21 protein-coding genes are annotated in these 23,862 nt (G+C 61.8%); 16 read left to right on the plus strand and 5 right to left on the minus strand.

Annotated elements, in window-relative coordinates; genetic code table 11:
- Positions 1-48: 48 nt before the first annotated feature.
- From paaE to E4631_RS11380, 12 genes are all read left to right on the plus strand, one after another.
- The gene (paaE, locus tag E4631_RS11325) at positions 49-1,128 is read left to right on the plus strand and encodes a 1,2-phenylacetyl-CoA epoxidase subunit PaaE (RefSeq protein ID WP_133655302.1); all 1,080 of its coding nucleotides are present in this window, start codon (positions 49-51) and stop codon (positions 1,126-1,128) included.
- A 99-nt stretch (positions 1,129-1,227) separates the two neighbouring features.
- Entirely contained in the window at positions 1,228-2,286 is a 1,059-nt protein-coding gene (locus tag E4631_RS11330) for an AI-2E family transporter (protein WP_133655301.1), read from the plus strand.
- A 126-nt stretch (positions 2,287-2,412) separates the two neighbouring features.
- On the plus strand, positions 2,413-3,375 hold the full coding sequence (paaA, locus tag E4631_RS11335; protein ID WP_133655300.1) for a 1,2-phenylacetyl-CoA epoxidase subunit PaaA: 963 nt from the start codon (positions 2,413-2,415) through the stop codon (positions 3,373-3,375).
- 143 nt (positions 3,376-3,518) lie between these two features.
- On the plus strand, positions 3,519-3,806 hold the full coding sequence (paaB, locus tag E4631_RS11340; RefSeq protein ID WP_133655299.1) for a 1,2-phenylacetyl-CoA epoxidase subunit PaaB: 288 nt from the start codon (positions 3,519-3,521) through the stop codon (positions 3,804-3,806).
- 11 nt (positions 3,807-3,817) lie between these two features.
- The gene (gene paaC, locus E4631_RS11345; protein WP_133655298.1) at positions 3,818-4,618 is read left to right on the plus strand and encodes a 1,2-phenylacetyl-CoA epoxidase subunit PaaC; all 801 of its coding nucleotides are present in this window, start codon (positions 3,818-3,820) and stop codon (positions 4,616-4,618) included.
- A 38-nt stretch (positions 4,619-4,656) separates the two neighbouring features.
- Positions 4,657-5,190, plus strand: a complete 534-nt coding sequence (gene paaD / locus E4631_RS11350; protein ID WP_240734833.1) for a 1,2-phenylacetyl-CoA epoxidase subunit PaaD — start codon at positions 4,657-4,659, stop codon at positions 5,188-5,190.
- A gap of 104 nt (positions 5,191-5,294) precedes the next feature.
- Complete coding sequence (locus tag E4631_RS11355) at positions 5,295-6,077, plus strand: enoyl-CoA hydratase-related protein (protein WP_133655297.1); 783 nt, start codon at positions 5,295-5,297, stop codon at positions 6,075-6,077.
- Positions 6,078-6,176: 99 nt separating this feature from the next.
- The gene (locus E4631_RS11360) at positions 6,177-7,364 is read left to right on the plus strand and encodes a 3-hydroxyacyl-CoA dehydrogenase NAD-binding domain-containing protein (RefSeq protein ID WP_205704230.1); all 1,188 of its coding nucleotides are present in this window, start codon (positions 6,177-6,179) and stop codon (positions 7,362-7,364) included.
- Entirely contained in the window at positions 7,361-7,801 is a 441-nt protein-coding gene (locus E4631_RS11365; RefSeq protein WP_133655296.1) for a PaaI family thioesterase, read from the plus strand. Before E4631_RS11360 ends, E4631_RS11365 begins: the two co-directional genes overlap by 4 nt.
- A 6-nt stretch (positions 7,802-7,807) precedes the next feature.
- A complete protein-coding gene (gene pcaF / locus E4631_RS11370) occupies positions 7,808-9,016 on the plus strand; it encodes a 3-oxoadipyl-CoA thiolase (RefSeq protein WP_133655295.1) in 1,209 nt (402 codons plus the stop codon).
- A 97-nt stretch (positions 9,017-9,113) separates the two neighbouring features.
- A complete protein-coding gene (paaZ, locus tag E4631_RS11375; protein ID WP_133655294.1) occupies positions 9,114-11,177 on the plus strand; it encodes a phenylacetic acid degradation bifunctional protein PaaZ in 2,064 nt (687 codons plus the stop codon).
- Between the two features lie 160 nt (positions 11,178-11,337).
- Positions 11,338-12,096: an enoyl-CoA hydratase/isomerase family protein gene (locus E4631_RS11380; RefSeq protein ID WP_133655293.1), complete on the plus strand. Its 759-nt coding sequence runs from the start codon at positions 11,338-11,340 to the stop codon at positions 12,094-12,096.
- A gap of 83 nt (positions 12,097-12,179) precedes the next feature.
- Here E4631_RS11380 and E4631_RS11385 read toward each other — a convergent pair whose 3' ends face one another.
- Positions 12,180-13,991: an ABC transporter ATP-binding protein gene (locus E4631_RS11385; RefSeq protein WP_133655292.1), complete on the minus strand. Its 1,812-nt coding sequence runs from the start codon at positions 13,989-13,991 to the stop codon at positions 12,180-12,182.
- A 125-nt stretch (positions 13,992-14,116) separates the two neighbouring features.
- Between E4631_RS11385 and E4631_RS11390 the strand changes: the two genes are divergently transcribed.
- Both E4631_RS11390 and E4631_RS11395 read left to right on the plus strand, forming a co-directional pair.
- On the plus strand, positions 14,117-14,785 hold the full coding sequence (locus E4631_RS11390; RefSeq protein WP_133655291.1) for a porin family protein: 669 nt from the start codon (positions 14,117-14,119) through the stop codon (positions 14,783-14,785).
- Between the two features lie 277 nt (positions 14,786-15,062).
- A complete protein-coding gene (locus E4631_RS11395; protein ID WP_133655290.1) occupies positions 15,063-15,353 on the plus strand; it encodes a hypothetical protein in 291 nt (96 codons plus the stop codon).
- Between the two features lie 146 nt (positions 15,354-15,499).
- On the opposite strand, the gene E4631_RS11400 is transcribed toward E4631_RS11395, so the two are convergent.
- A complete protein-coding gene (locus tag E4631_RS11400; protein WP_133655289.1) occupies positions 15,500-15,952 on the minus strand; it encodes a hypothetical protein in 453 nt (150 codons plus the stop codon).
- 107 nt (positions 15,953-16,059) lie between these two features.
- A complete protein-coding gene (locus E4631_RS11405) occupies positions 16,060-16,392 on the minus strand; it encodes a hypothetical protein (RefSeq protein WP_133655288.1) in 333 nt (110 codons plus the stop codon).
- A gap of 291 nt (positions 16,393-16,683) precedes the next feature.
- Between E4631_RS11405 and E4631_RS11410 the strand changes: the two genes are divergently transcribed.
- Positions 16,684-18,210 carry a dihydrolipoamide acetyltransferase family protein gene (locus tag E4631_RS11410; RefSeq protein WP_133655287.1) on the plus strand — a complete coding sequence of 509 codons (1,527 nt, stop codon included), beginning with the start codon at positions 16,684-16,686 and terminating at the stop codon, positions 18,208-18,210.
- A 149-nt stretch (positions 18,211-18,359) separates the two neighbouring features.
- Positions 18,360-18,575: a hypothetical protein gene (locus tag E4631_RS11415; RefSeq protein ID WP_133655286.1), complete on the plus strand. Its 216-nt coding sequence runs from the start codon at positions 18,360-18,362 to the stop codon at positions 18,573-18,575.
- 71 nt (positions 18,576-18,646) lie between these two features.
- On the opposite strand, the gene E4631_RS11420 is transcribed toward E4631_RS11415, so the two are convergent.
- Entirely contained in the window at positions 18,647-20,776 is a 2,130-nt protein-coding gene (locus tag E4631_RS11420; RefSeq protein ID WP_240734836.1) for a S9 family peptidase, read from the minus strand.
- A 287-nt stretch (positions 20,777-21,063) separates the two neighbouring features.
- Complete coding sequence (locus E4631_RS11425; protein WP_133655285.1) at positions 21,064-23,697, minus strand: valine--tRNA ligase; 2,634 nt, start codon at positions 23,695-23,697, stop codon at positions 21,064-21,066.
- Between the last annotated feature and the right edge of the window lie 165 nt (positions 23,698-23,862).

Here is a 23,862-nt window from a genome sequence, read left to right on the forward strand (position 1 = left end):
ACAAAGTTCGCGCTACTGCCAAGCCTTCATGCTAGTAAAACTCCCTAAATGAGCCGCTTCCATCCGTTAAAAATCAAGAGTATCACCCGCGAAACGCCCGACTGCGTGTCGCTGTCCTTCGAAGTGCCAGCCGAGCTGCGCGAGACTTTTCGCTACCAGCCGGGGCAGTACCTGACCTTGCGCCGTGAGCACGCTGGCGAGGAGCTGCGCCGCAGCTACTCGCTGTGCAGCAGTCCGTTGGACGACGAGTGGCGCGTGGCCATCAAGCAGGTGCCGGGCGGGCGCTTCTCGACGCTGGCCGTGGCCGATGGCCTGCGCCCCGGCGACGTGCTCGACGTGCTGCCGCCGCAGGGCCGCTTCACGCCCAGCCTGCACCCGGCCCAGGTGCGGCGCTACGGGCTGTTTGCGGCGGGCAGCGGCATTACGCCCATCCTCAGCATTGCCCGCACGGTGCTGCTGACCGAGCCGGGCAGCCACGTGTATCTGGTGTACGGCAACCGAGGGCGCAACTCCATTATTTTCAAGGAACAGATTGAGGGCCTGAAGAATACCTTTATGGGACGGCTGAGCGTGTACCACGTACTGAGCCGCGAGCAGGGCGACAGCGACCTGTTTTACGGCCGCCTCGACCAGGCTAAAACTGCCCAACTGCTGCGCCAGCTCATCCCGGCCGAGCGGCTCGACGAGTCGTTTATCTGCGGGCCTGAGGAGATGATACACGGCGTGCGCCAGGCCCTGGCCGAGGCCGGCGTAGCGCCCGGGAAGATTCACTTTGAGCTGTTTGCTTCGGCCGGCGGCGCGGCCCAAAAGGCGGCCCCTACCCCCCGCCCGGCGGGCGAAGACGACCAGAAGAGCCAGGTAACGCTGCGCCTCGACGGCCGCGCCTACCCCCTGCCCATGTCGTACTACGGCGATACGGTGCTCGACGCGGCCCTGGCCGCCGGCCTCGACGCGCCCTACTCGTGCAAAAACGGCATGTGCAGCACCTGCCTAGCCCGCGTGACCAGCGGTACGGCGGCTATGGACGTCAACTATTCGCTCTCGGAGGATGAGGTAGCCAGGGGCTACGTACTTACCTGCCAGGCCCGGCCCACCACGCCAGAGGTGACGATTGATTTCGACGCTTAGGTACCCTCCTTGGCCTTTTTTATCGACCAAAAAGGCGTTGGGGCCGTATGGGTTTACCGCTGAGATAACAGCTCGGCGCCACGTTTTTCTACCTGCTTTATGGAACCGTCCCCTACCCCCTCGCTAACGGCCTACGTGCACCGGGTGCTCATTGCGGTGGGCCTCACGCTGCTGCTGCTGGCCCTCACGGGTTTGCTGGGGCTGGCGTTTGGGGTGTTTTTGCGCCTGCTGGCGGCGCTGCTCATTGCCCTACCCCTGCGGGCGGGGGCCGAGTGGCTGCACCGCCGCACGGGCCTGCCCACGGGCCTGGCGCTGGCCCTGCTGGCGCTGGTGGTGCTGGGGCTGCTCGGGGGCATGGGCTGGCTGTTTTCGGCTACCTTGAGCGAGCAGTTGAGCGGCTTGCAGCAGCAGCTGCCGCAGGCCCTGCGCAACGTGCAGGACCGCGTGAGCAACACCAATTGGGGGCAGTGGCTGACCGGCGAAAACTTCGATTTGCGCAAGCTTACCGGTGGCACGTCGGAGTGGCTGGGCCGGGCCACGGGCATTTTCTCGACTACGTTTAGCATTTTGGCCGATGGCTACGTGATTATTTTCCTGGCGGTGTTTCTGGTCATTCAGCCCAAAACCTACCGCGCGGGCCTGGTGATGCTGGTGCCCAAGGCCGGCCGCGCCCGCGCCCACGAGGTGTGCGACAAGCTCAGCGATACGTTGGTAAAATGGGTGCTGGGCCGGCTGGTGTCGATGGCCGTGGTGGGGGTAGTTACGGTGGTGGGCCTGCGGTTTTTGAGCATGCCGCTGGCGGGAGTGCTGGGGCTGTTTGCCGGCCTGGTCACGTTTATTCCCAACATCGGGCCGGTGGTGTCGATGGTGCCAGCGCTGCTGCTGGCCTTCTTTAATGGCGGTCCGCACATGGCCCTATATGTGCTGCTGCTGTACCTGGGCGCCCAAACGCTGGAGAGCGCGGCCGTATCGCCGGTAGTGCAGCAGCGGCTGATTTCGCTGCCGCCCGCGCTCATTCTGGTGGGGCAGCTCATCATTGGCTCGTTTACGGGCCTGCTGGGCCTCACGCTGGCCACGCCCATTATCGCCATTATTACGGTGCTTGTGAAGATGCTGTATATACAGGACGTGCTGGGCGACGAGGATGCCAAAGTGTAAAACGGCGTGGCACTCCGTTTGGCGCTGGCGCAAGTCGTTCAACGCCAAACGGAGTGCCACTCCGTTTTACAGCCGTTTTTTCTTATCTTTGAAAAACTAACGGTTGTTAGTTTTCGTTGTGCAGTTATGGAAACCCCCACCCTAGCCCCTACCCCCGAAGAGCAGTTTCAGGCCCGCATCGATGCCGACGTGCGCATCGAGCCCAAGGACTGGATGCCCGACGCGTACCGCAAGACGCTGATTCGGCAGATTTCGCAGCACGCGCACTCCGAGCTGGTGGGGATGCTGCCCGAGGGCAACTGGATAACGCGGGCGCCTTCGCTGCGGCGCAAGTCCATTTTGCTGGCCAAGGTGCAGGACGAGGCGGGCCATGGCCTCTACCTCTACAGCGCCGCCGAAACGCTGGGCACCACCCGCGACCAGATGCTGGCCGACCTGCACAGCGGCAAGGCCAAGTACAGCAGTATTTTCAACTACCCCACCCTGAGCTGGGCCGACATGGGCTGCGTGGGCTGGCTCGTGGATGGCGCCGCCATCCTCAACCAGGTGCCGCTGTGCCGCACCAGCTACGGCCCCTACGCCCGCGCCATGGTGCGTGTGTGCAAGGAGGAAAGCTTTCACCAGCGCCAGGGCTTTGAGGTGATGCAGACGCTGTGCGAGGGCTCGGCCGTGCAGAAGGAAATGGCCCAGGAATCGCTCAACCGCTGGTGGTGGCCCACGCTGATGATGTTTGGCCCGGCCGACGACGCGTCGCCCAACACCGAGCAGAGCATGAAGTGGCGCATCAAGCGCTTCACCAACGACGAGCTGCGCCAGAAATTCGTGGATATGATGGTGCCCCAGGCCGAGTTTCTGGGCCTGACTGTGCCCGATGAGAAGCTGAAATGGAACGAGGCCCGCCAGGCCTACGACTTCGGCGAAGTAAACTGGGACGAGTTCTGGAGCGTGGTGAAAGGCAACGGTATGTGCAACCACGAGCGGCTGCAAGCCCGCGTGCAGGCCCACGAGGAAGGCGCCTGGGTGCGCGAGGCCGCGCTGGCCCACGCGGAAAAGCGCCAGGCACGGGAGGCGGTAGCGGTAGCGGCGTAGGCAGACAAAAAATCTTCTGTCATTGCGAGCCTGCGAAGCAATCTTTCCTTGTCACCCGCACCATTGGGGTTACCAATCCTAGCGTAAAGGAAAGATTGCCGCGCTCCACTTCGTTGCGCTCGCAATGACAAATTAAAATAGAAATGAACAACTCTGAATGGCCTCTGTGGGAGGTCTTTATCCGCAGCAAGCAGGGGCTTGACCACAAGCATGTGGGTAGCCTGCACGCCGCCGATGCGGCGATGGCCGTGCAAAACGCCCGCGACGTGTACACGCGCCGCCTCGAAGGCGTAAGCATTTGGGTGGTGGAGTCGAAGCACATCCACGCCTCCAACCCCGATGAGGCGGCCGAGTTCTTTGATCCGGCGGCCGACAAAGTGTACCGGCACCCCACGTTTTACGACGTGCCGGATTCCATCAAACACATGTAATGCTGCGGCTTATGACTCCCACCCAGCCCGAAGTTTCCGCGGTCCCTACCCCCCCGCCGGCCTCCAACCCGCTGTTTCCGTTCGTGTTGCAGCTGGCCGATACCAGCCTCATTCTGGCGCATCGCCTCTCGGAGTGGTGCGGCCACGGCCCGGTGCTGGAGCAGGATTTAGCCCTGGCCAACATCGCCCTCGACCTGCTGGGCGAGGCCCGCAGCTACTACCAGTACGCCGCCGAACTAGAGGGCCAGGGTCGCACCGAAGACGACCTAGCCTACCTACGCAGCGCCGTGGAGTACCGCAACCCGCTGCTGGTAGAGCAGCCCAACGGTGACTTTGCCCACACCATCGTGCGGCAATTTTTGTTCGATGTGTTTCACTACGAGCTACTTATTGAGTTAAAAGCTGGCCCCGACACGCAGCTGGCAGCCATTGCGGAGAAATCGCTGAAGGAAGCAGCCTACCACCGCAAATGGAGCGCCGAGTGGATGATTCGCCTCGGCGACGGCACCCCCGAGAGCCGGCAGCGCATCGAGAAAGCCCTGCGCACCCTTTGGCGCTACGCCGCCGAGCTGACCAGCCCTACCCCCCTCGAACTAGACCTGCACACCCTGGGCCTGGTGCCCGACTACGCCGAGCTGCAAGCCCGCGCCGCGGCATACATAACCCACGTGTTTGCCGAAGCCACGCTGCCCGTGCCCACCGAGGCCTTTAGGCAGCCCGGCGGCAAGCTGGGCCGGCACTCCGAGCACTTGGGCTACCTGCTGGCCGAGCTGCAATATATGCAACGCACCTACCCTGGCCTAACGTGGTAATTAGCTGAACTGTTGGCCATTAGCTTTTCTACATAAGAATGAACATGGTAACGAACGAGCTAACAGCTAACAGCTCTCAGCTAACAGCTCAAAAAATCTGGCCGCTGCTAGAAGAGGTGAGCGACCCCGAGGTGCCCGTACTCAGCATTCTGGACCTGGGTATTGTGCGGGGGGTAGCAATTGAGGGCGAGCAGATTACGGTTACCATCACGCCCACGTATTCGGGCTGCCCGGCCATGAGCGCCATCGCCACCGACATCCGGCTGCGGCTGCTGGCCGAGGGCTACAACCGGGTCGTTATCAAAAATCAGCTCAGCCCCGCCTGGACCACCGACTGGATGAGCGCAGCCGGCCGGGCCAAGCTCGAAGAATACGGCATTGCCCCGCCCGTGGATGGCACGGCTACCGGCCACATGCTCAACCTGTTTGGTAAAGAAACCGCCGTGCGCTGCCCGCTTTGCAAGTCGGAGCACACGCATCTGGTCAGCCAATTTGGCTCCACGGCCTGCAAGGCGCTCTATCAGTGCGACGACTGCCGCGAGCCGTTCGATTATTTTAAGTGCCACGCTTAACCGCGTGTAGCGTAAGCTTTTGCTTGCGAGCCAGCGGCACCGGATGCCTTCTGGAGCAAGATGCTCGCTCGCAGGCGAAAGCTTACGCTACATTTTCCTACCCCATGTCCGACACCTCCCTGCTCTACTCCTTCGCCGATGGCGTGGCCACCCTGCGCCTCAATCGGCCCGACGTTTTTAACAGCATCAATAAGCCGGTGGCGCTGGCCTTGCAGCAGCACTTGCGCGCGTGCCAGGCCGATGCCAGCGTACGGGCCATAGTGCTCACGGGCACCGGCCGCGCCTTTTGCGCCGGGCAGGACCTAGCCGAAATAACCGGCCCGAACGCACCCGATGTGTCGGAAATTGTGGAGAAGCACTACAACCCGATTGTGTTGCTTATTAGAGAGTTGGAGAAGCCAGTGATTGCGGCCGTGAATGGCGTGGCGGCCGGCGCGGGCGCTAACCTGGCCTTGGCCTGCGACCTGGTGATAGCCAAGGAATCGGCATTGTTTATCCAGGCATTCAGCAAGATAGGCTTGGTGCCCGATAGCGGTGGCACGTACTTCCTACCCCGCCTCGTGGGCCTGCAGCGCGCCAGCGCCCTCATGCTGACCGGCGACAAAGTAGGCGCCGCCGAAGCCGTGCAGATGGGCATGATTTACCGGGCCGTTGCCGACGAAGCCTTTGATGAAGAAGTAACCAAGCTGGCCCACAAAATGGCCAACCTACCCACCAAGGGCCTGGCCTACACCAAGCACCTGCTCAACCGCAGCTTCGGCAACGACCTGGCCCAGCAGCTGCGCGCCGAGGGCGACTACCAGCTGCGCGCCGGCCAGACGGCCGACTACCGCGAGGGGGTAGCGGCCTTTTTGGAGAAGCGCCAGCCCATGTTTAAAGGCGAATAAATAGGCCATTTGTCATTGCAAGCCTGTGAAGTAATCGCACCCGAACAATGAGCGAACGACTTGTTGGGATGCAATTGCTTCGCAGGCTTGCAATGGCAGATGACTACTAATCAACAAGTAACCAACATGACCATTGGAATTATTGGCAGCGGCGCGATGGGCGCGGGCATCGCGCAGGTAGTAGCCACGGCCGGCCACCCCGTTCGCCTGCTCGACCAGAACGCCGCCGCGCTCGAAAAAGCTACGGCCAGTATTGCCGCCAGCCTGCATAAGCTGGTGGCGAAAGGCAAGCTGACGCCCGAAGCTGCCGACGCGGCCATCGCCCGCGTGCGCCCTACCCCCATTATGCAGGACTTTGCCGATTGCGGCCTGGTTATCGAAGCAATTGTGGAAGATTTGGCGGTGAAGCAGCAGGTTTTCAAGCAGGTAGAAAGCATTGTATCAGCCGAGTGTCTGCTGGCCAGCAATACCTCTTCGCTCTCCATTACGGCCATTGCGGCGGCGTGCCAGCGGCCGGAGCGGTTTATAGGCATCCACTTTTTCAACCCCGCGCCGCTTATGCAGCTGGTGGAGGTGATTGCGGCCGTGCAGACCCGCGCCGGGCTGGCCGAAGAGGTACGCGCGCTGGTGGCCAGTTGGGCCAAGCGCCCGGTACTAGCTCAGGATACGCCGGGCTTCATCGTGAACCGCGTGGCGCGGCCGTTCTACGGCGAGGCCATTCGGATTTTGGAGGAAGGTATTGCCGACGTGGCTACCATCGACTGGGCGCTCACTGAACTGGGCGGCTTCCGCATGGGGCCGTTTGCGCTGATGGATTTTATTGGCCACGATGTGAATTACCGGGTTACGGAATCGGTGTTCGCGGCTTTTTTCTACGACCCGCGCTACCGGCCCTCCTTTACCCAGAAGCGGCTATTTGAGGCCGGCTACTACGGGCGCAAGGCGGGGCGGGGCTTCTACGACTACGCGCCCGGCGCGCCGGCCCCTACCCCCCTGCGCGACGCCGAAACGGGCCAGCGCATTGTGCAGCGCGTGCTGGCAATGCTCATCAACGAAGCGGCCGACGCGCTGTACCTGCGCGTGGCCTCGCGCGAGGACCTGGAACTGGCCATGACCACCGGCGTCAACTACCCCAAGGGCCTGCTGGCCTGGGCCGACGAGTTGGGCCCGGCCGCGGTGCTGGCCACCCTCGACGGCCTCTACCACGAATACCACGACGACCGCTACCGTGCCAGCCCGCTGCTGCGCCGGCTGGCCCGCGACAACCAACGTTTTTTTTCCGCATGAATTCTCCCGAAAACCCGGCCCACCAGCCCCACCACGCCGTGCAAGCCTGGCTCGATACCCGCGACCCGTTCAGCGCGTGGCTGGGGGTAATTATCGAAGAAGTGCGGCCCGGCTATTGCCGCCTACGCCTGCCGGTGCGGCCCGAAATGCTCAACGGTTTCGGTATGGTGCACGGCGGCGTCACGTTCGCGGCGGCCGATACGGCGTTTTCCATCGCCTGCAATACCCACGGCCGCCAGAGCGTGGGCCTCACCGTCACCATTGACTACCTGGAGCCCGGCCGGCCCGGCGACACCATCATCATTGAGGCGCAGGAGGCCAGCCTGAAGCACCGCGTGGGCGTGTACGAGGTGGGCATTCGCAACCAGAGTGGCCTGCGGCTAGCCTTGTTCAAGGGCACGGCTTACCGCACCAGCACGGAGAATCCTCCTTCTTAATACATTATGAATCAGGCATATATTATTGACGGCGTGCGCACGCCCATCGGCAACTTTGGCGGTACGCTAGCCGCCGTGCGCCCCGACGACCTGGCGGCTCACGTTATCCGCGAGCTGCTGCGGCGCCAGCCCGGCGCCGACCCGGCCACCGTGGCCGACGTTATTATGGGCTGCGCCAACCAGGCCGGCGAAGACAACCGCAACGTGGCCCGCATGGCCGCGCTGCTGGCCGGCCTACCCCCCTCCGTACCCGGCGAAACACTGAACCGTCTTTGCGCCAGTGGTTTATCGGCCGGCATCGCGGCGGCTCGCGCCATCCGGAGTGGCGACGGCGATTTGTTCGTGGCCGGGGGGGTAGAGAGCATGACGCGCGCGCCGCTGGTAATGTCGAAACCCAGCAAAGGCTTTGGCACCGATTCGCAGATGGCCGACTCCAGCTTCGGCTGGCGCTTCATCAACCCCGCTATGCAGGTGCAGTACGGCACCGATGCGATGGGCGAAACCGCCGAAAACCTGGTGGACCAGTACCACATCAGCCGCGAGGACCAGGATAAATTTGCGCATAACTCGCAGCAGAAGGCGGCCGCCGCCCGGCAACGCGGCCGTTTTGCTGAGGAAATCGCGCCCGTCAGCATCTCCCAGCGCAAGGGCGAGCCGCTGCGGTTTGCCGAGGATGAGTTTATGAAGCCCGACACCTCCCTCGAAGGCTTGGCCAAGCTCCGCCCCGCCTTCCGCAAAACCGGCGGCACCGTGACCGCCGGCAATGCCTCGGGCCTCAACGATGGCGCCGCTGCCCTGCTTTTGGCCTCGGAGGAAGGAATTAAAACCCACAACCTCACGCCTAAAGCGCGTATCGTGTCGATGGGGGTAGCGGGCGTGGAGCCGCGCATCATGGGCATCGGCCCGGTGCCGGCCAGCCAAATCGCCCTCAAAAAGGCTGGCCTGACGCTGAATGACCTTGATATAATTGAGTTGAATGAGGCTTTCGCGGCGCAGTCGCTAGCCTGCCTGCGTGCCTTTGGTCTGGCTGACGACGACCCGCGCGTGAACCCCAACGGCGGCGCCATTGCCCTAGGCCACCCGCTGGGCATGAGCGGCGCCCGCCTGCTGAACTCGGCCGCTCTAGAGTTGCACAAGCAGCAGAAGCGCTACGCGCTGGTAACCATGTGCATCGGCGTAGGCCAGGGCTACGCCGTGATTATTGAGCGCGCGTAACGCGGACGCAGCGAGTCCGCGCGCTTAAACGATTGTTTTCCAAGTAATACCGCCCACGCGCAGACTCACAGAGTCCGCGCTACCCTCCCACCCCGCGATGACCCCTACCCTCGAAAACTACACCCTTGGCCGCTGGATGCCCGGCGCCGCCGACCCGCACGAGCTGCGCGACGCCAGCACCGGCGAGGTCATTGCCCTGGCCAATACCGAAGGCTTCGACTTCGAAGAGATTCTCGCCTATGGCCGCCGCGTGGGCAACCCCAAACTGCGCCGGATGACCTTCCACGAGCGCGGCCAGATGCTGAAGGCGCTGGCCTTCCACTTGCAGGAAAAAAAAGAGCTTTTTTATGAATTAAGCTACCGCTCGGGCGCCACGCGCGCCGACTCGTGGATTGACATTGAGGGCGGCATCGGCAACCTGTTTGCTAATGCCTCGCTGCGGCGCAAGTTTCCCGACAAGCCGTTTTACGTGGAGGGCGAGCCGGTGGGGCTGAGCAAGGGCGGCACGTTCATGGCCCAGCACCTGCTGGTGCCGAAGGAGGGGGTAGCGGTGCACATCAACGCCTACAATTTCCCGATTTGGGGAATGCTGGAGAAAATTGCGGTGAACCTGCTGGCCGGAATGCCGGCCGTGGTGAAGCCCGCCGTGCCCGGCGCCTACCTCACCGAGGCTGTGGTGCGCGAGATTATCGCCTCCGGCATCCTGCCCGAGGGCGCGTTGCAGCTGGTAGTGGGCTCGGGTCAAGGTATTTTGGACCACGTCATGTACCAGGATGTGGTCACCTTCACCGGCTCGGCAGCTACCGGCGCCAAACTGCGGGCGCACCCGCGCATCATCAGCGAGGCGGTCCCGTTCACGCTGGAAGCCGACTCGCTCAATGCCGCCGTGCTGGGGTCTGATGCCCGGCCCGGCACGCCCGAATTCGACCTCTTTATCAAGGAAGTACGCAAGGAAATGACGGCCAAGTGCGGGCAGAAATGCACCGCCATCCGCCGCGCCATCGTGCCCGCCGACCTGCTCGAAGACGTGCAGATTGCCCTCGGCAAGGCCCTGGCTCAGACCACCATCGGCCACCCGCAGGCCGAGGGCGTGCGCATGGGCGCGCTGGCCGGCCGCGAGCAGGCCGAGCGCCTGCGCGAGCAGGTACGCCAGCTCGCCAAAACTACCCCCATCGTGTACGGCGACCTCGAAAACGTCGAGATTCTGGGCAAGGAGCGCGGGGCCGACGCGGCCAAGGGCGCGTTCATCTCGCCCATCGTGCTGCGCAATGACCAGCCCTTTAAGTACCTGGATAGCCACGAGCTGGAAGCGTTCGGGCCGGTCGTGACGCTCATGCCCTACCACGATTTGAGCGAAGCTACCCAGCTGGCTAACCTCGGCAAGGGCTCGCTGGTGTGCTCGCTGGCTACCAACGACCCGCGCACGGCCCAGGAGTTTGTGCTGGGCGCGGCCACCCACCACGGCCGCATTCTGGTGCTCAATGGCGAGATGGCCAAGGAAAGCACCGGCCACGGCTCACCCCTACCCCAGCTCGTGCACGGCGGCCCCGGCCGAGCCGGCGGCGGCCAGGAAATGGGCGGCATCCGGGGCGTCGAGCACTTCATGCAGCGCGTGGCGTTGCAGGGCTCGCCGAGCATGATTACCGCCATCACGGAGGTGTACCAGACGGGCGCCCAAACCGTGGAGTACGACAAGCATCCCTTCCAGCGCTACTTCGAGGAGTTGGAAATCGGCGAAACCTACACCACCCACAAGCATACCGTCACGGAGGCCGACATTAGTGCCTTCGCCGGTATTTCGGGCGATAATTTTTACGCCCACGTCGATGCTACCTCGCTGGAAGGCACGCTCTTCACGGGCCGCGTGGCCCACGGCTACTACATATTGAGTAAGGCCGCCGGCATGTTCGTAGACCCGCGCAAAGGCCCGGTTTTGCTGAACTACGGCCTCGACGAGTGCCGCTTCACCAAGCCCGTGTACCCCGGCACCACCATCGGCGTGCAGCTCACGGTGAAGGAGAAAATCGGCCAGGAAAAGCGCGACGAAACCGACATCGCTAAAGGCATCGTGCGCTGGCTCGTGACCGTGACCGACGAAACCGGCGACACGGTGGCCGTGGCTACCATTTTGACGATGGTAAAGAAGAAAAACCAGGCTTGATTTTTTGAATGTCAATTAAAAGAACGTCATGCTGAGCTTGTCGAAGCATCTCTACCACGCCAGTAGAATAGTGACCCTAACGGCGTGGTAGAGATGCTTCGACAAGCGGACGCCAGATGGGCATGACGTTCTTTTTTGCTTCCCTACCCCCCTCCTACTCATGAGCGACACCCTCACCGCCGGCCACGTCACGTCTTCCACCGATGCCGCGGGCATTGCCACCATCACGTTTTTTCACCCGGCCCATAACTCGCTACCCAGCGCCATTTTAGCCGAGCTAGCCGCCACCATCACCCGGCTGGGCCAGGACGCGGCCACCAAAGTCATCATCCTGCAAAGTGAGGGCGAGCGCACCTTCTGCGCCGGCGCTAGCTTCGACGAACTGCGCGCTGTGGCCGATGCGGCCCAGGGGCTGGCCTTTTTCTCCGGCTTCGCGCACGTTATCAATGCCTGCCGCACCTGCCCCAAGCTCATCATTGGGCGGGTGCAGGGCAAGGCCGTGGGCGGGGGGGTAGGGCTGGCCGCCGCCACCGACTACTGCCTGGCCACCACCCACGCGGCCGTGAAGCTCAGCGAGCTGGCCGTGGGCATCGGCCCCTTCGTGGTTGGCCCGGCCGTGGAGCGCAAAATCGGCCCCTCCGCCTTCGGCCAGCTCGCCATCGATGCCACCCAGTTTCGCTCGGCCGAGTGGGCCGCCGCCCGCGGCCTCTACGCCGAGGTGCTGCCCGACCTCTCTACCCTCGACGCGGCCGTGCAATCCCTGGCCCAGCGCCTGGCCACCACTTCGCCCGAGGCCATGCGCGAGCTAAAGCAAATCCTCTGGGCCGGCACCGAGCACTGGGATACGCTGCTCGTGGAGCGCGCCGCCATCAGCGGCCGGCTGGTACTGAGCGAGTTTACGCGGGCGGCGATTGGGTAGTAGCGCGAACTTTGTAGTTCGCGTCCCCGCGCCATTACAACGATTTTCGTTCTGGGACGCGAACTACAAAGTTCGCGCTACTGCTACAGCGCCGTATCCAGCACCTCGTCGCCATCATCGGCCATCGTTTTAGCCAGCTTCTCGATGTTAAGACTGCGCGCCGAGGCGTCAAAAATCTCGCGGTAGGTGCCGCGCTTTTCGTAGAGTTGCAGGTGGGTGCCGCTTTCTACCATTTCGCCTTTTTTCATCACGTAGATGCAGTCGGAGTCCACGATTTGGGCGAGGCTGTGGGAGATGATGACCACCGTGCGGCCCTGCTTGATGGCGTCGAGGGAGTTTTTGATTTGCTCGGTGGCGATGGCGTCGAGGCTAGCGGTGGGCTCGTCGAGGAAGATGATGGGCGGGTTCTTGAGGAAGAGCCGGGCGATAGCAATGCGCTGCTGCTGGCCGCCCGAGAGCTGCTGGGCGTCGCTCTGGTAGCCCTTGGGCAGGTCCAGAATCTGGTCGTGGAGGTAGGCCTGGCGGGCGGCGGCCTCGATGTCGGCCTGGGTGGCGTTGAAGTCACCGTAGCGGATATTCTCCTCGATGGTGCCTTTGAAAATGTGGTTTTTCTGGAGCACCAGGCCGATTTGCTGGCGCAGGGCGGGCGTGTCGTATTCCGACAGGGGCTGGCCGTCGAGCAGCACCTCGCCGCCGTTGGGGCGGTAAAACTCGCAGAGCAGGTTGATAATCGTGCTTTTGCCGGCGCCGCTGAGGCCCACGAGCGCGGTGGTTTTGCCGGCCTCGATGGTCATGCTCACATTATGTAAGGCTGCTGTGCCGCTGGGGTAGGTGAAGTTGACGTGGCGTAGCTCGAACGTACCGTGCAGGTGGGCGGGGCGCAGCGGGCCGGGGCGCTCGGTCTGGTCGTCGGCGTCGAGGATGGCGAAGAAGCCTTCGGCGTAGGTCAGAGCCTCGTTCATCTCGTCGTAGATGCGGTGCAGCTGCCGGATGGGCGCCGACACGTTATTAAAGAGCAGCACGTGAAACATGATGGCACCGATGCTCATTTGGCCCACCAGCACGAGGTAGGCGGTGAGCACGATGATGGCCACCACGCCAATCTGCTCGAAAAACGACTTGAGGCCGTCGTAGCGGAAGTTGGTTTTACGGGTCGTGAGCTGGGCGTCTTCGAGGCGGTCCTGCACCGCCAGCTGCTTGTCGCCCTCGTAGGCCTCGCGCACGAAGCTCTTGATTACCACGATGCTGTCGATGATGCTGATGAGGCCGTGGTTTTTCTCCTCGCGTAGGCTGCGCAACATGCGGCGCGTGCCGTTGAGGCGGTCGGCCTGCCGGTAGCTCAGCCAAAAATACACCGGCAAGATAGACGTGGCCACCAGCCCCACCCACTTATTAGCCAAGAACATAACTACCAGCGCTACCAACGCATTAGCAAACAGCGGCAGAATGTCGATGAAAAAATTTTGCACCAGCTTCATCAGGCTCTCTACCCCCCTGTCGATGCGCGTTTGGAGCTTGCCGGTCTGGTTGCCGCTCTCAGTGAAAAAGCCCAACTCGTAGCCCAGAATCTTGGTTACGGCCGCCTCGGCCAGCGCGCCCGACACGCTGATGCGGATTTTCTCGCCGTAATATTTTTGGCCGAAGGTGATGCCGGTGTTCAGTAATTCTTTGGCCAGTAGCAGCCCGCTCACCCAAATCAGCATCTGCCAGCCCTGGGCCAGGCCGAGGCCTTTATTCAGTAAATTTTGCACCGTATCGACGGTGTAACGCAGCACAAAGGGATTAACCTGCGCGGCCAGCGAGCCCACCAGCGTGAGCAGCAGCGTACTGATAACGAGGCGGCGGTAGGGCCGCACGAAGGGCAGCAGGCGTTGAATTATTTGCCAAAGGCTCATGGGGCGGCAGGAAGGACGGGAGGTAGACGGCGCAGGGGCGGCGCAGGTTCGGGGCGGGCGCCTGAAACAGGGTGGCTAACCCACAACTTCAGAAACAACTCAGAATTATTTTCGTAAGGCTCCCTATGAAAAAACTACTTCTCAGTGCTGCAGCAGCCTTGCTGGTTGCGGCAGCAGCCCCGGCAGCACACGCGCAGGGCATTCGTTTCGGCGTGAAGGCCGGGGCCAACCTCTCTAACCTGTCGGGCAACCTCGTCAACCAGGACCAGTACAAGAACCGCTTTGGCTTTCAGGGCGGCGTGATGCTCAACTTTGGCCTTGGCGATATTCTCTCTATTCAGCCCGAGGTATTGTATTCGCAGAAGGGCTTCAAGTACGCCGACCAGCAGTTCACGGTACTTAACAACACCTACCGCAACACTGGCAATGTGCGCTACGACTACCTCGATGTGCCGCTGTTGTTCCGCGTGCGCGCGGCCGGTCTCTTTTTTGAACTGGGTCCGCAGTACAGCTACCTGCTGAACGTATCGTCTGACCGTACCCAAACGCTGAACGGCAGCACGGTGGGCAACGCCGGCTCGGGCACCGCCAACCTCGACAACGTGCGCCGCAACGAGCTGGGCTACGTGGGCGGCCTGGGCTTCCAGGCCAGCAACGGCGTAATGCTGGGCGTGCGCTACAGCGGCGCCTTCACCGACTTTGCCAAGAACAGCAGCTACAGCAACGATGAGTTCCGCAACGCGCGCAACTCGACTTTTCAGGCTTACGTGGGCGTGCTGCTCGGCGGCAAATAACTACTGATTTTATTCGGCAAAAGCCGCTTGCCCACCGGGCAGGCGGCTTTTTTTTGGCGGCGGCTCAGCGGGTGGCGAGCGGCGGTAAGTGATTCGTAGCCAGCGCACGCCATTCGCCGACTAGGGGTTGGCGTTGGTCGGGCCAGGGGGGGTAGGCGTCTAGCGCCGGGGGCCGGCAGGTACTATTTGGCGGGGGTAGGGAGTTTAGAGGGCGGCAGCAACGCGCTGTCCGTGGGGCCGGGCCCTGCGCCACCGGTTTATTTTCTGCCAAAAACTCATGGTAAAAGCTGCATTTTTCGCTTGCCTACTGGCTCTGCTTGCCACCGCCGCGCCCGCTGCCACCGCCCGCCCAGCTACCTGGCCCTTCTGGCTCTCGAAGCCCGAGCGCCACGGCCAACGCAAGCTGGCCGGCGACTTCACCCACCACTACGGCACCTACCGCAACCACAGCCGCCAGGACGGCGGTAGCCCGCTCAGCTTCCTGCACGGCAACGGCCACTCCACGGCGCGGCACAAGGGCCAGCTGCATCACAAGAGCAGCCGGCGGCGCACTTCGGGCCTGTTTTAAAGGCTAAGAATTCAAAAAAAAGAACGTCATGCTGAGCTTGCCGAAGCATCTCGCTCGTACCGTTGGGATAGTAATCCTAACGATGCGGCCAAGATGCTTCGGCAAGCTCAGCATGACGTTCTTTTATTCAACTGACGAGGCGCGGCTTAGCTGTCGGTTTTGGCTTTGATTTTCACCTTACCGTCCTTGGTTTTCACCTTGCCATCCTGCATGGCATCGGCGCCGCGCTGGCGGCGGTTGGCTTGCAGGGTTTGCATTTGAGTAAACTGCTCGGGGGTGAGCACGGCCTTGAGTTGGTCGTCGTATTTGGCGCGGCCGGCCATCATTTGCTCACGCATCTGCTTGCGGTCGCCGGTACCGGCCTGCATCTGGCCGCGCATGGTCATCATGTCCTGGTCGCGGGCCAGCATGATTTGCTGCACCTTGGCCGACTGGTCGGCGCTGAGACCCAGCTGCTTGGTGAGGCCCTGAGTTTGGCGGGCGGCCATCTCTTCAGGGGTGCGCTGGGGGCGGCTATCGGCCTGGTCGGGCGTAGTTTGGGCCGAGGCGGCAGTGGCAGACAAAGCAAGCGCCAGCAGGGGCAACAGAAACTTTTTCATGGAATACGGAAAGGTTAAACGGAAAAGCAGGGGGTAGGAAACGTGGCCGGGGCCGGCAGTTATCAGAGCTTAGATGCCGGCCCGGCCGCTAGGTTTAGTGCGGGCGGTTAGCGGTGGTAATATTGGGCTTCCCAGCGGGCGCGCTCCTGGCGGCTCACGCGATGGTTTTGGGCGTAGCCGTAGTTGTGGCCCATTTCCCAGCGGCGGCGCTCTTCCATCGTCACGCGGTGGTTGCGGTCGAAACCGTAGTTCTGGTTGCGGTCGAAGTGGTCGTCGCGGCGGTCATCACGCTTGTCATTGCGTTGGTCGTCGCGGCGGCCGGGGCCTTGCTGGTAGCGGCCATCACGGTCGTGGTCGTTGGCGGGGGTAGGGGCGGCAAACGCGCTGGTGCTGGTGAGCAGGGTGGCAGAAGCGAGGGCGGCAAAGAGGAAGGATTTCATGACAAGGAGAAGTAAGAGATTGAAGGTGAGATGCTAACCGTGCCGGCGGCCTAGGCGTCGGCGGCTGGTTGAGGATGCTTTTGCAAACAGCTGGCCGCAAATGCGCGCTGCGGGTCCCACGGCTCCTTTTTCCGCCCAAACCCCGACCAACGCCCCAATTGTGTCGATTGAGCGCCACTGCCCCTGCCAATGCCCGGCCCACCGGTGCGGGGGCGTTTGGCTACTGCCTACCTTTGTAGTCCCAAGCTCTCTCCCACCCTACCCCCTCTTTAGACCCCCAGCCCCTTTTTTATGGCCCGAGTGGAAATGACGATGCCCAAGATGGGCGAATCCATCATGGAAGGCACCGTGTTGAAATGGCTCAAGCAAGTTGGCGATGCCATTGAGCAAGACGAGTCGGTGCTGGAAGTAGCCACCGACAAAGTGGACACCGAAGTACCCGCCCTGCACGCCGGCACGCTGGCCGAGATTCTGGTGCAGGAAGGCGAAGTAGTAGCCGTAGGCGCGCCCATCGCCCGCATCGAAACCGAGGCCGGCGCGGCCCCTACCCCCTCCGAAAACCCCGACGAACTAGAGGAAGCCAGCGCCAAGCCGCCCCTGACGGAGCCCGACAACATTCCGCTGATGCAGCCCGCCCCGGCCGGCGACGAAAGTGTGCCCTACCTGCCCGGCCCCAACGCGCCGGTAGCACCCGCCGCCCCCAACGCGCCCGCCACCATGCCCCCCGCCAACGAGGCCAACCCAGTGCTGCCCGGCCGCTTCTACTCGCCGCTGGTGCTCAGCATCGCCCGCGAGGAAGGCATCAGCATGAGCGACCTGGAGCGCCTGCCCGGCACCGGCCAGGACGGCCGCGTGACCAAGAAAGACATCCTCGACCATGTGGCGGCCGGCAAGCCGTCGCTGGTGCCCGCGGCTGCTCCAGCCACGACGCCAGCGCCGGCTCCAGCCGCCACCGCCCCGGCGGCCCCCGCGCCGCCCCAGCCGGCCATGGCCCCTACCCCCGCCCCGGCGGCCAAGCCCGCCGCGCCGGCTCCTTCGGCCAACGGCCAGCCGGCCCCCGCCGCCCCTACCCCCCCCGCGGCCACCAAGCCCGCGCCGTCGGTATCGGGCGGCCAGGAATTGGTGGAGATGGACCGGATGCGCAAGATGATTGCCCAGCGTATGGTCGATTCGAAGCGGATTTCGCCGCACGTTACGAGCTTCGTGGAGGCCGACGTGACGGAGTTGGTGAACTGGCGCAACAAAAACAAGGATGCGTATAAGAAGCGCGAGGGCGAAAACCTGACCTTCACACCCATCTTTATCCAGGCCGTGGCGCGCGCCATCCAGGACTACCCGCTGATAAACGTGTCGGTAGATGGCGACTACATCATCAAAAAGAAGGAAATCAACATTGGCGTGGCGGTAGCACTGCCCTCAGGCAACCTTATCGTGCCGGTCATTCACAACGCCGACCAGCTCAACCTCAACGGCCTGAGCAAGAAGATGAACGACCTGGCCAACCGCGCCCGCCAGAACAAGCTCAAGCCCGAAGACCTAGCCGGCGGCACCTACACGCTCTCGAACGTGGGCTCGTTTGGTAATGTCATGGGCACGCCCATCATCATGCAGCCACAGGTGGCCATCATGGCTGTGGGCGCCATCAAGAAAAAGCCCGCCGTGATTGAAACGGCGCAGGGCGACCTTATCGGCATCCGGCACTTTATGTTCTTGAGCCACAGCTACGACCACCGCGTGGTAGATGGCTCGCTTGGCGGTATGTTCGTGCGCAAAGTGGCCGATTATCTGGAGCAGTTCGACCCGAACACGACGGTATAAGCGTTTACCAACGCTAGCAAAAAGAACGTCATGCTGAGCTTGTCGAAGCATCTCTACCACGCCGTTGGATTAGTAACCCAATGAATGCGGTAGAGATGCTTCGACAAGCTCAGCATGACGTTCTTTAGTTTTCTTTTTTAGAATACGTTATGAAGAATATCCTCTTTATCCTTACCCTGGCCGTGTCACTGGGCCTCATTTTCTTTCTCTACTGGCGGCTCACCGTTACGCAGAATGCCCTGGCTGAAGCACAGCGCCAAGGTGCCGCCTGCCAGCAGGTTACGTTTCAGCTGCAAGCCCAATTGAGTGCTGACGAACAAAGCGCGGCGGCCCACTCGACCACCGCGCCTTCCACGCTGAAATAACTGTCAAACGGAGTGGCACTCCGTTTCCGGGCCAACGAGTCGTTCAACGCCAAACGGAGTGCCACTCCGTTTTACAGCGCCGCCTTCGGGTCGAGGAGTAGGAACATGAACGCGTACTGCCGGGCCACATCGTGCAGCGCCTTGAAGCGACCCGAGGCGCCGCCGTGGCCGGCTTCCATGTCGGTGTGCAGCAGCAGTAGGTTCTTATCGGTTTTGGTGGCGCGCAGCTTGGCTACCCACTTGGCAGGCTCGAAGTATTGCACCTGCGAGTCGTGCAGGCCGGTAATCACCAGCATATTGGGATATTTTTGGGCCTTCACGTTGTCGTAGGGCGAGTACGAGAGCATGTAATCGTAGGCGGGCTTGTTGGCGGGGTTGCCCCACTGGTCGTATTCGCCGGTGGTGAGCGGAATGCTGGCGTCCGACATGGTCGTGACCACATCCACGAATGGTACGGCCGCGATAACGCCCTTGTAAAGCTCGGGGCGCATGTTGACCACCGCACCCATGAGCAGGCCGCCGGCACTGCCGCCCAGCGCAAAAAGCTTGGCGGGCGAAGTATATTTCTCCTTGATGAGGTAGTCGGAGCAGTCGATAAAATCGGTAAACGAGTTCATCTTGCGCATCATGCGGCCATCCTCAAACCACTGGCGGCCCAGTTCCTGCCCACCCCGAATGCCGCACAGCACGTAGGCAAAGCCCCGGTCGAGCAGGCTCAGGCGCGCCGACGAAAACGTGGGGTCCATTGAGAGGCCGTACGAACCGTAGGCATATTGCAGCACCGGACCTTGGCCGTTTTTGTGGAAGCCTTTCTTGTAAACAATGGCAATTGGGATGAGCTTGCCGTCGCGCGCGGTCACGAACTTGCGCTCCGTCACGTAATTTTTCTTGTCGAAGCCACCCAGCACCGGCTGCTCTTTCAGCAGGGCCAGCTTGTGGGTGGCCATGTCGTAGTCGTAAGTGGTGGCGGGGGTAGTAAACGAAGTGTAGGTGAAGCGCAGCAGCGGTGTATCGAACTCGGGGTTGGCGCCGATGAACGTAGTGTAGGCCAGCTCCCGGAAATCAACCACGCGGCCAATCTCATCCTTGAAATTGATAACGCGCAGTTGGCGAATACCTTCCTCGCGCTCGTTCAGCACCAGGTAGTTCTTGAACAGCTCCATCTGCTCCAGAAACACGTCCTCGCGCTGCGGAATCACTTCGGCCCAGCCGTTGCGGCCGGTGCTGGTGAGCGGCGCGGCCATCACCCGGAAGTTGGGCGCCTCCCAATTGGTAAAAATGTAGAAGCGTCCATTAGCGTCCTGCACCTCATAGAGCAGGTCGGGCGTGCGCGGCGCAAATACCTTGAACTCGCCCGTGGGATTATTAGCGTCCAGAAATCGATACTCCGACGAGAACGCGCTCCCCAACTCGATACCCAAGTACTGCTTTGACTTGCTGCGGCTTACGTGTAGGCTGAAGGTATCGTCCTTTTCCTCATACACCAGCACGTCCTGGGCCGGCTCGGTGCCCAGCTTGTGGCGGTATACCTGGTAGGGCAAGAGCGTGGTCACGTCCTTTTTAGCGTAGAAAACCGTCTGGTTATCAGCGGCCCACACGGCGTTGCCCTCCACGTTGGCAATTTTCTCGGGGTAGAGCTGGCCGGTTTTCAGGTTCTTGAAGCGCAGTGTGTAGAGGCGGCGGCTCACGGTATCGGTGCTGAAGGCCAGCAGCTCGTTGTTGTCGCTCACCTCGTAGCCACCGATGGCGAAGTAGCTGTGGCCCTGGCCCATCTGGTTTCCGTTGAGCAGCACTTCCTCGGCGCCTTGCAGGCTACCGGCCTTGCGGCAATAGAGCGGGTACTCGCCGCCGGTTTCGTAGCGGGTATAGTAGTAGTAACCGTTGTCGCGGAACGGCACCGACTCGTCCTGCTCCTTAATCCGGCCTTTCATTTCGGTGAACAGCTTATCTTCCAGCGTTTTCACCGGAGTCATTTGCTGGTCGAAGTAGGTGTTTTCGGCCTTGAGGTAGTCGAGTACCTGCGGGTTTTCGCGCTCGTTGAGCCAGTAGTAGTTGTCGGTGCGCGTGCCGTAGGGCGACACGAGCGCCTTGGGCTTCAGGGTAGCAATGGGGGGGGTAGGCATAGATTGGGGCGGCGCGGTCTGCGCCTGCGTGGCGAGCGCCGTAAGGCAGAAAAGCCCGAAAGTAGCAAGTTGTTTCATGAGGAACAATAGAGAGGAACCAACCCAAAGAAACGGGAGAATACTTGAATAACTTGCACTAAGCGCACATTTTACAAGATATTACGCAGAAGTTGCTGATAGTTTGGGATGGGGCTTAAGTTATTATTGCTGTAGCTGATTTACTTTCAGCACTAAAGTCCCCGCCTTTCGTGCTGAGCCTGCGCAGCATCCTGTCGCGCCAGAACCAATCGTTCACACGTGATAGGATGCTGCACAGGCTCAGCACGAAAGGCGGGGATTTTATACAGGGCAATTAAGCTGAAAGCCTATTCCAAGGCCTTCAGCGCTTGCTCCAGAGCCGCGATTTTAGCCTCGGCGTCGGCGAGCTTCTGGCGCTCGCGCTCCAGCACGTCGGGCTTGGCGTTGGCCACGAATTTCTCGTTGCCCAGCTTCTTATTCACCGAGTCGCGGAAGCCGATGGCGTAGCCCAGCTCCTTCTCGACGCGGGCGCGCTCGGTGGCGGCATCCACCTGCATGTCGAGCGGCACGAAGAATTCGCTACCCCCTTGCACGAAGCTCACGGCGCTGGCCGGCGCTTCCGTTACAAATGATAAGGCGCTGAGATTGGCCAGCTTGCGTACCAGCGATGCGTAGGCTTCGATGGCGGCCTGGTCGTCCGCTTTCACGGCCAGCTCCAACTGCTTCACCGGGCCGAGGTTTTTCTGGTTGCGCACGTTGCGCACGCCGGCCACAATGGCCAGCGCTTTCTCCATCTCGGCCAGGGTTTCGGCGCTGTGGGGGGGGGTAGGGAGCTTGGGCCAATGCGCTACGCACACGTAGTCTTGCTCGCCGCGCTCGGCCAGCTCGTGCCACAGCTCTTCGGTGATGAAGGGCATGAAAGGGTGCAGCAGCTTGAGCAGCGTTTCGAGGAAATCGACGGTGGCGCGCAGCGTCTCAGCATCAATCGGGTGCTGATAAACGGGCTTCACCATTTCGAGGTACTGCCCACAGAAGTCGTCCCACAGCAGCTTGTACACCGTCAGCAACGCGTCGCTCATCCGAAATTTGTCGAAGTGCTCGTCGAGTACCGCTATGGTTTCGGACAGTTTGGCTTCAAACCAGCTCACGGCCTGCGCATTAGCAAAGGGCAGCGTATTGTCCACTTCCCAGCCTTTTACGAGGCGGAAGGCGTTCCAGAGCTTGTTGTTGAAGTTGCGGCCCTGGTCAATCAGCTTCTGGTCGTAGAACAGGTCGTTGCCGGCGGGCGACGAAAACAGCATGCCGGTCCGCACCGCGTCGGCCCCGAAATCGCGGATGAGGTCGAGCGGGTCGGGCGAGTTACCGAGCTGCTTGCTCATCTTGCGGCCCTGCGCATCGCGCACGATACCAGTGAGGTACACGTTTTTGAAGGGCACTTCCTTGCGAAATTCCAGCCCGGCCATAATCATGCGCGCCACCCAAAAAAACAGGATTTCGGGGGCCGTTACGAGGTCGTTGGTGGGGTAGAAATAGTTGATATCGGCGTTGTCAGGGTCGTCGAAGCCGTCGAACACCGAGATGGGCCACAGCCACGACGAAAACCAGGTATCGAGCACGTCCTCATCCTGGCGCAGGTCGCTGGCTTGCAGGTCGTTGTTGCCGCTCTGCTCGCGGGCCAATTCTACGGCTTCGGCCTCATTTTGGGCCACTACAAACGAGCCATCGGGCAGGTAGTAGGCCGGAATGCGCTGGCCCCACCACAGCTGCCGCGAGATGCACCAGTCGCGCACGTTCTCCATCCACACCCGGTACATATTCTTGAACTTGGGCGGGTGCAGCCGGATGGTGTCGTTCTCCACGACTTCGAGCGCGGGCTTGGCAAGATGCTCCATTTTCAGGAACCACTGCAAGCTCAGCTTGGGCTCAATCACGGCCCCGGTACGTTCCGAGGTCTGCACGATGCTGGCGTATTCTTCTATCTTATCTAAAAGGCCGGCTTCCTGCAAATCCTTCACGATGTTGCGGCGGGCCGCAAACCGGTCCTGGCCCACGTACAGCTCCGCCTTCTCGTTCAGCGTGCCATTATCGTTCAGAATATCAATAACCGGCAAGTTGTGTTTCAGACCTAGCTCGTAGTCGTTCAGGTCGTGGGCAGGCGTCACTTTCAGTGCGCCGGTGCCGAAGTCCACCGTCACGTACTCGTCCTGAATAACCGGAATTTCGCGGCCCAGCAGTGGAATGCGCACGCGCTGCCCGGCCAGGTCGTGGTAGCGCGGGTCGGTGGGGTTCACGGCCACGGCCACGTCGGCCATCACCGTTTCGGGGCGCGAGGTAGCCACCGTGAGGAAGCGGCCGGGCTGGCCCACCACCTCGTACTTGAGGTGGTACATCTTGGCCTGGGTGTCCTTAGCAATCACTTCCTCATCCGAGATGGCGGTGCCGCCCAGCGGGTCCCAGTTCACCATGCGCACGCCCCGGTAAATCAGGCCTTTGCGGTACAGGTCCACGAACACGCGCAGCACGGCCTCGGTCAGCTTGGGCTCCATCGTGAAGCGCGTGCGGCTCCAGTCGCACGAGGCGCCGAGCTGCTTCAGCTGCTCCAGAATTATGCCGCCGTACTTCTCCTTCCAGGCCCAGGCGTGGGTCAGAAAATCTTCGCGGCTCAGGTCTTTCTTATTGATACCCTGCTCCTTGAGCATGGCCACTACCTTGGCTTCGGTGGCGATGCTGGCGTGGTCAGTGCCGGGCACCCAGCAGGCTTCCTTGCCCTGCATCCGGGCGCGGCGCACGAGCACGTCTTGGATGGTATTGTTGAGCATGTGGCCCATGTGCAGCACGCCCGTCACGTTGGGCGGCGGAATAACCACGGTGTAGGGCTGCTTGCGCGGGTTGGGTTTGGCTTGGAAAAAGCCCTGCTCCTGCCAGCGCTGGTACCATTTGGCTTCAACGTCGGCGGGCGAATAAGTTTTGGCGAGGGACATCGCAGATTTAACGGATTTAACGGATTTCGCGGATACGCTTGCTGCGCAGGCTGGCTATCTAGCTGGGTGGCTAGCGAAACTACGTTGGTTGGTAGCAGGCAAAAGTACGGCGGGCGGGGTTGGCGATGACAGGAGGTTTTTCAAGCGCTTACTTTTGTCAGCACC

This window comes from Hymenobacter sp. UV11 (assembly GCF_004684095.1).
Taxonomy (GTDB): Bacteria; Bacteroidota; Bacteroidia; order Cytophagales; family Hymenobacteraceae; genus Hymenobacter.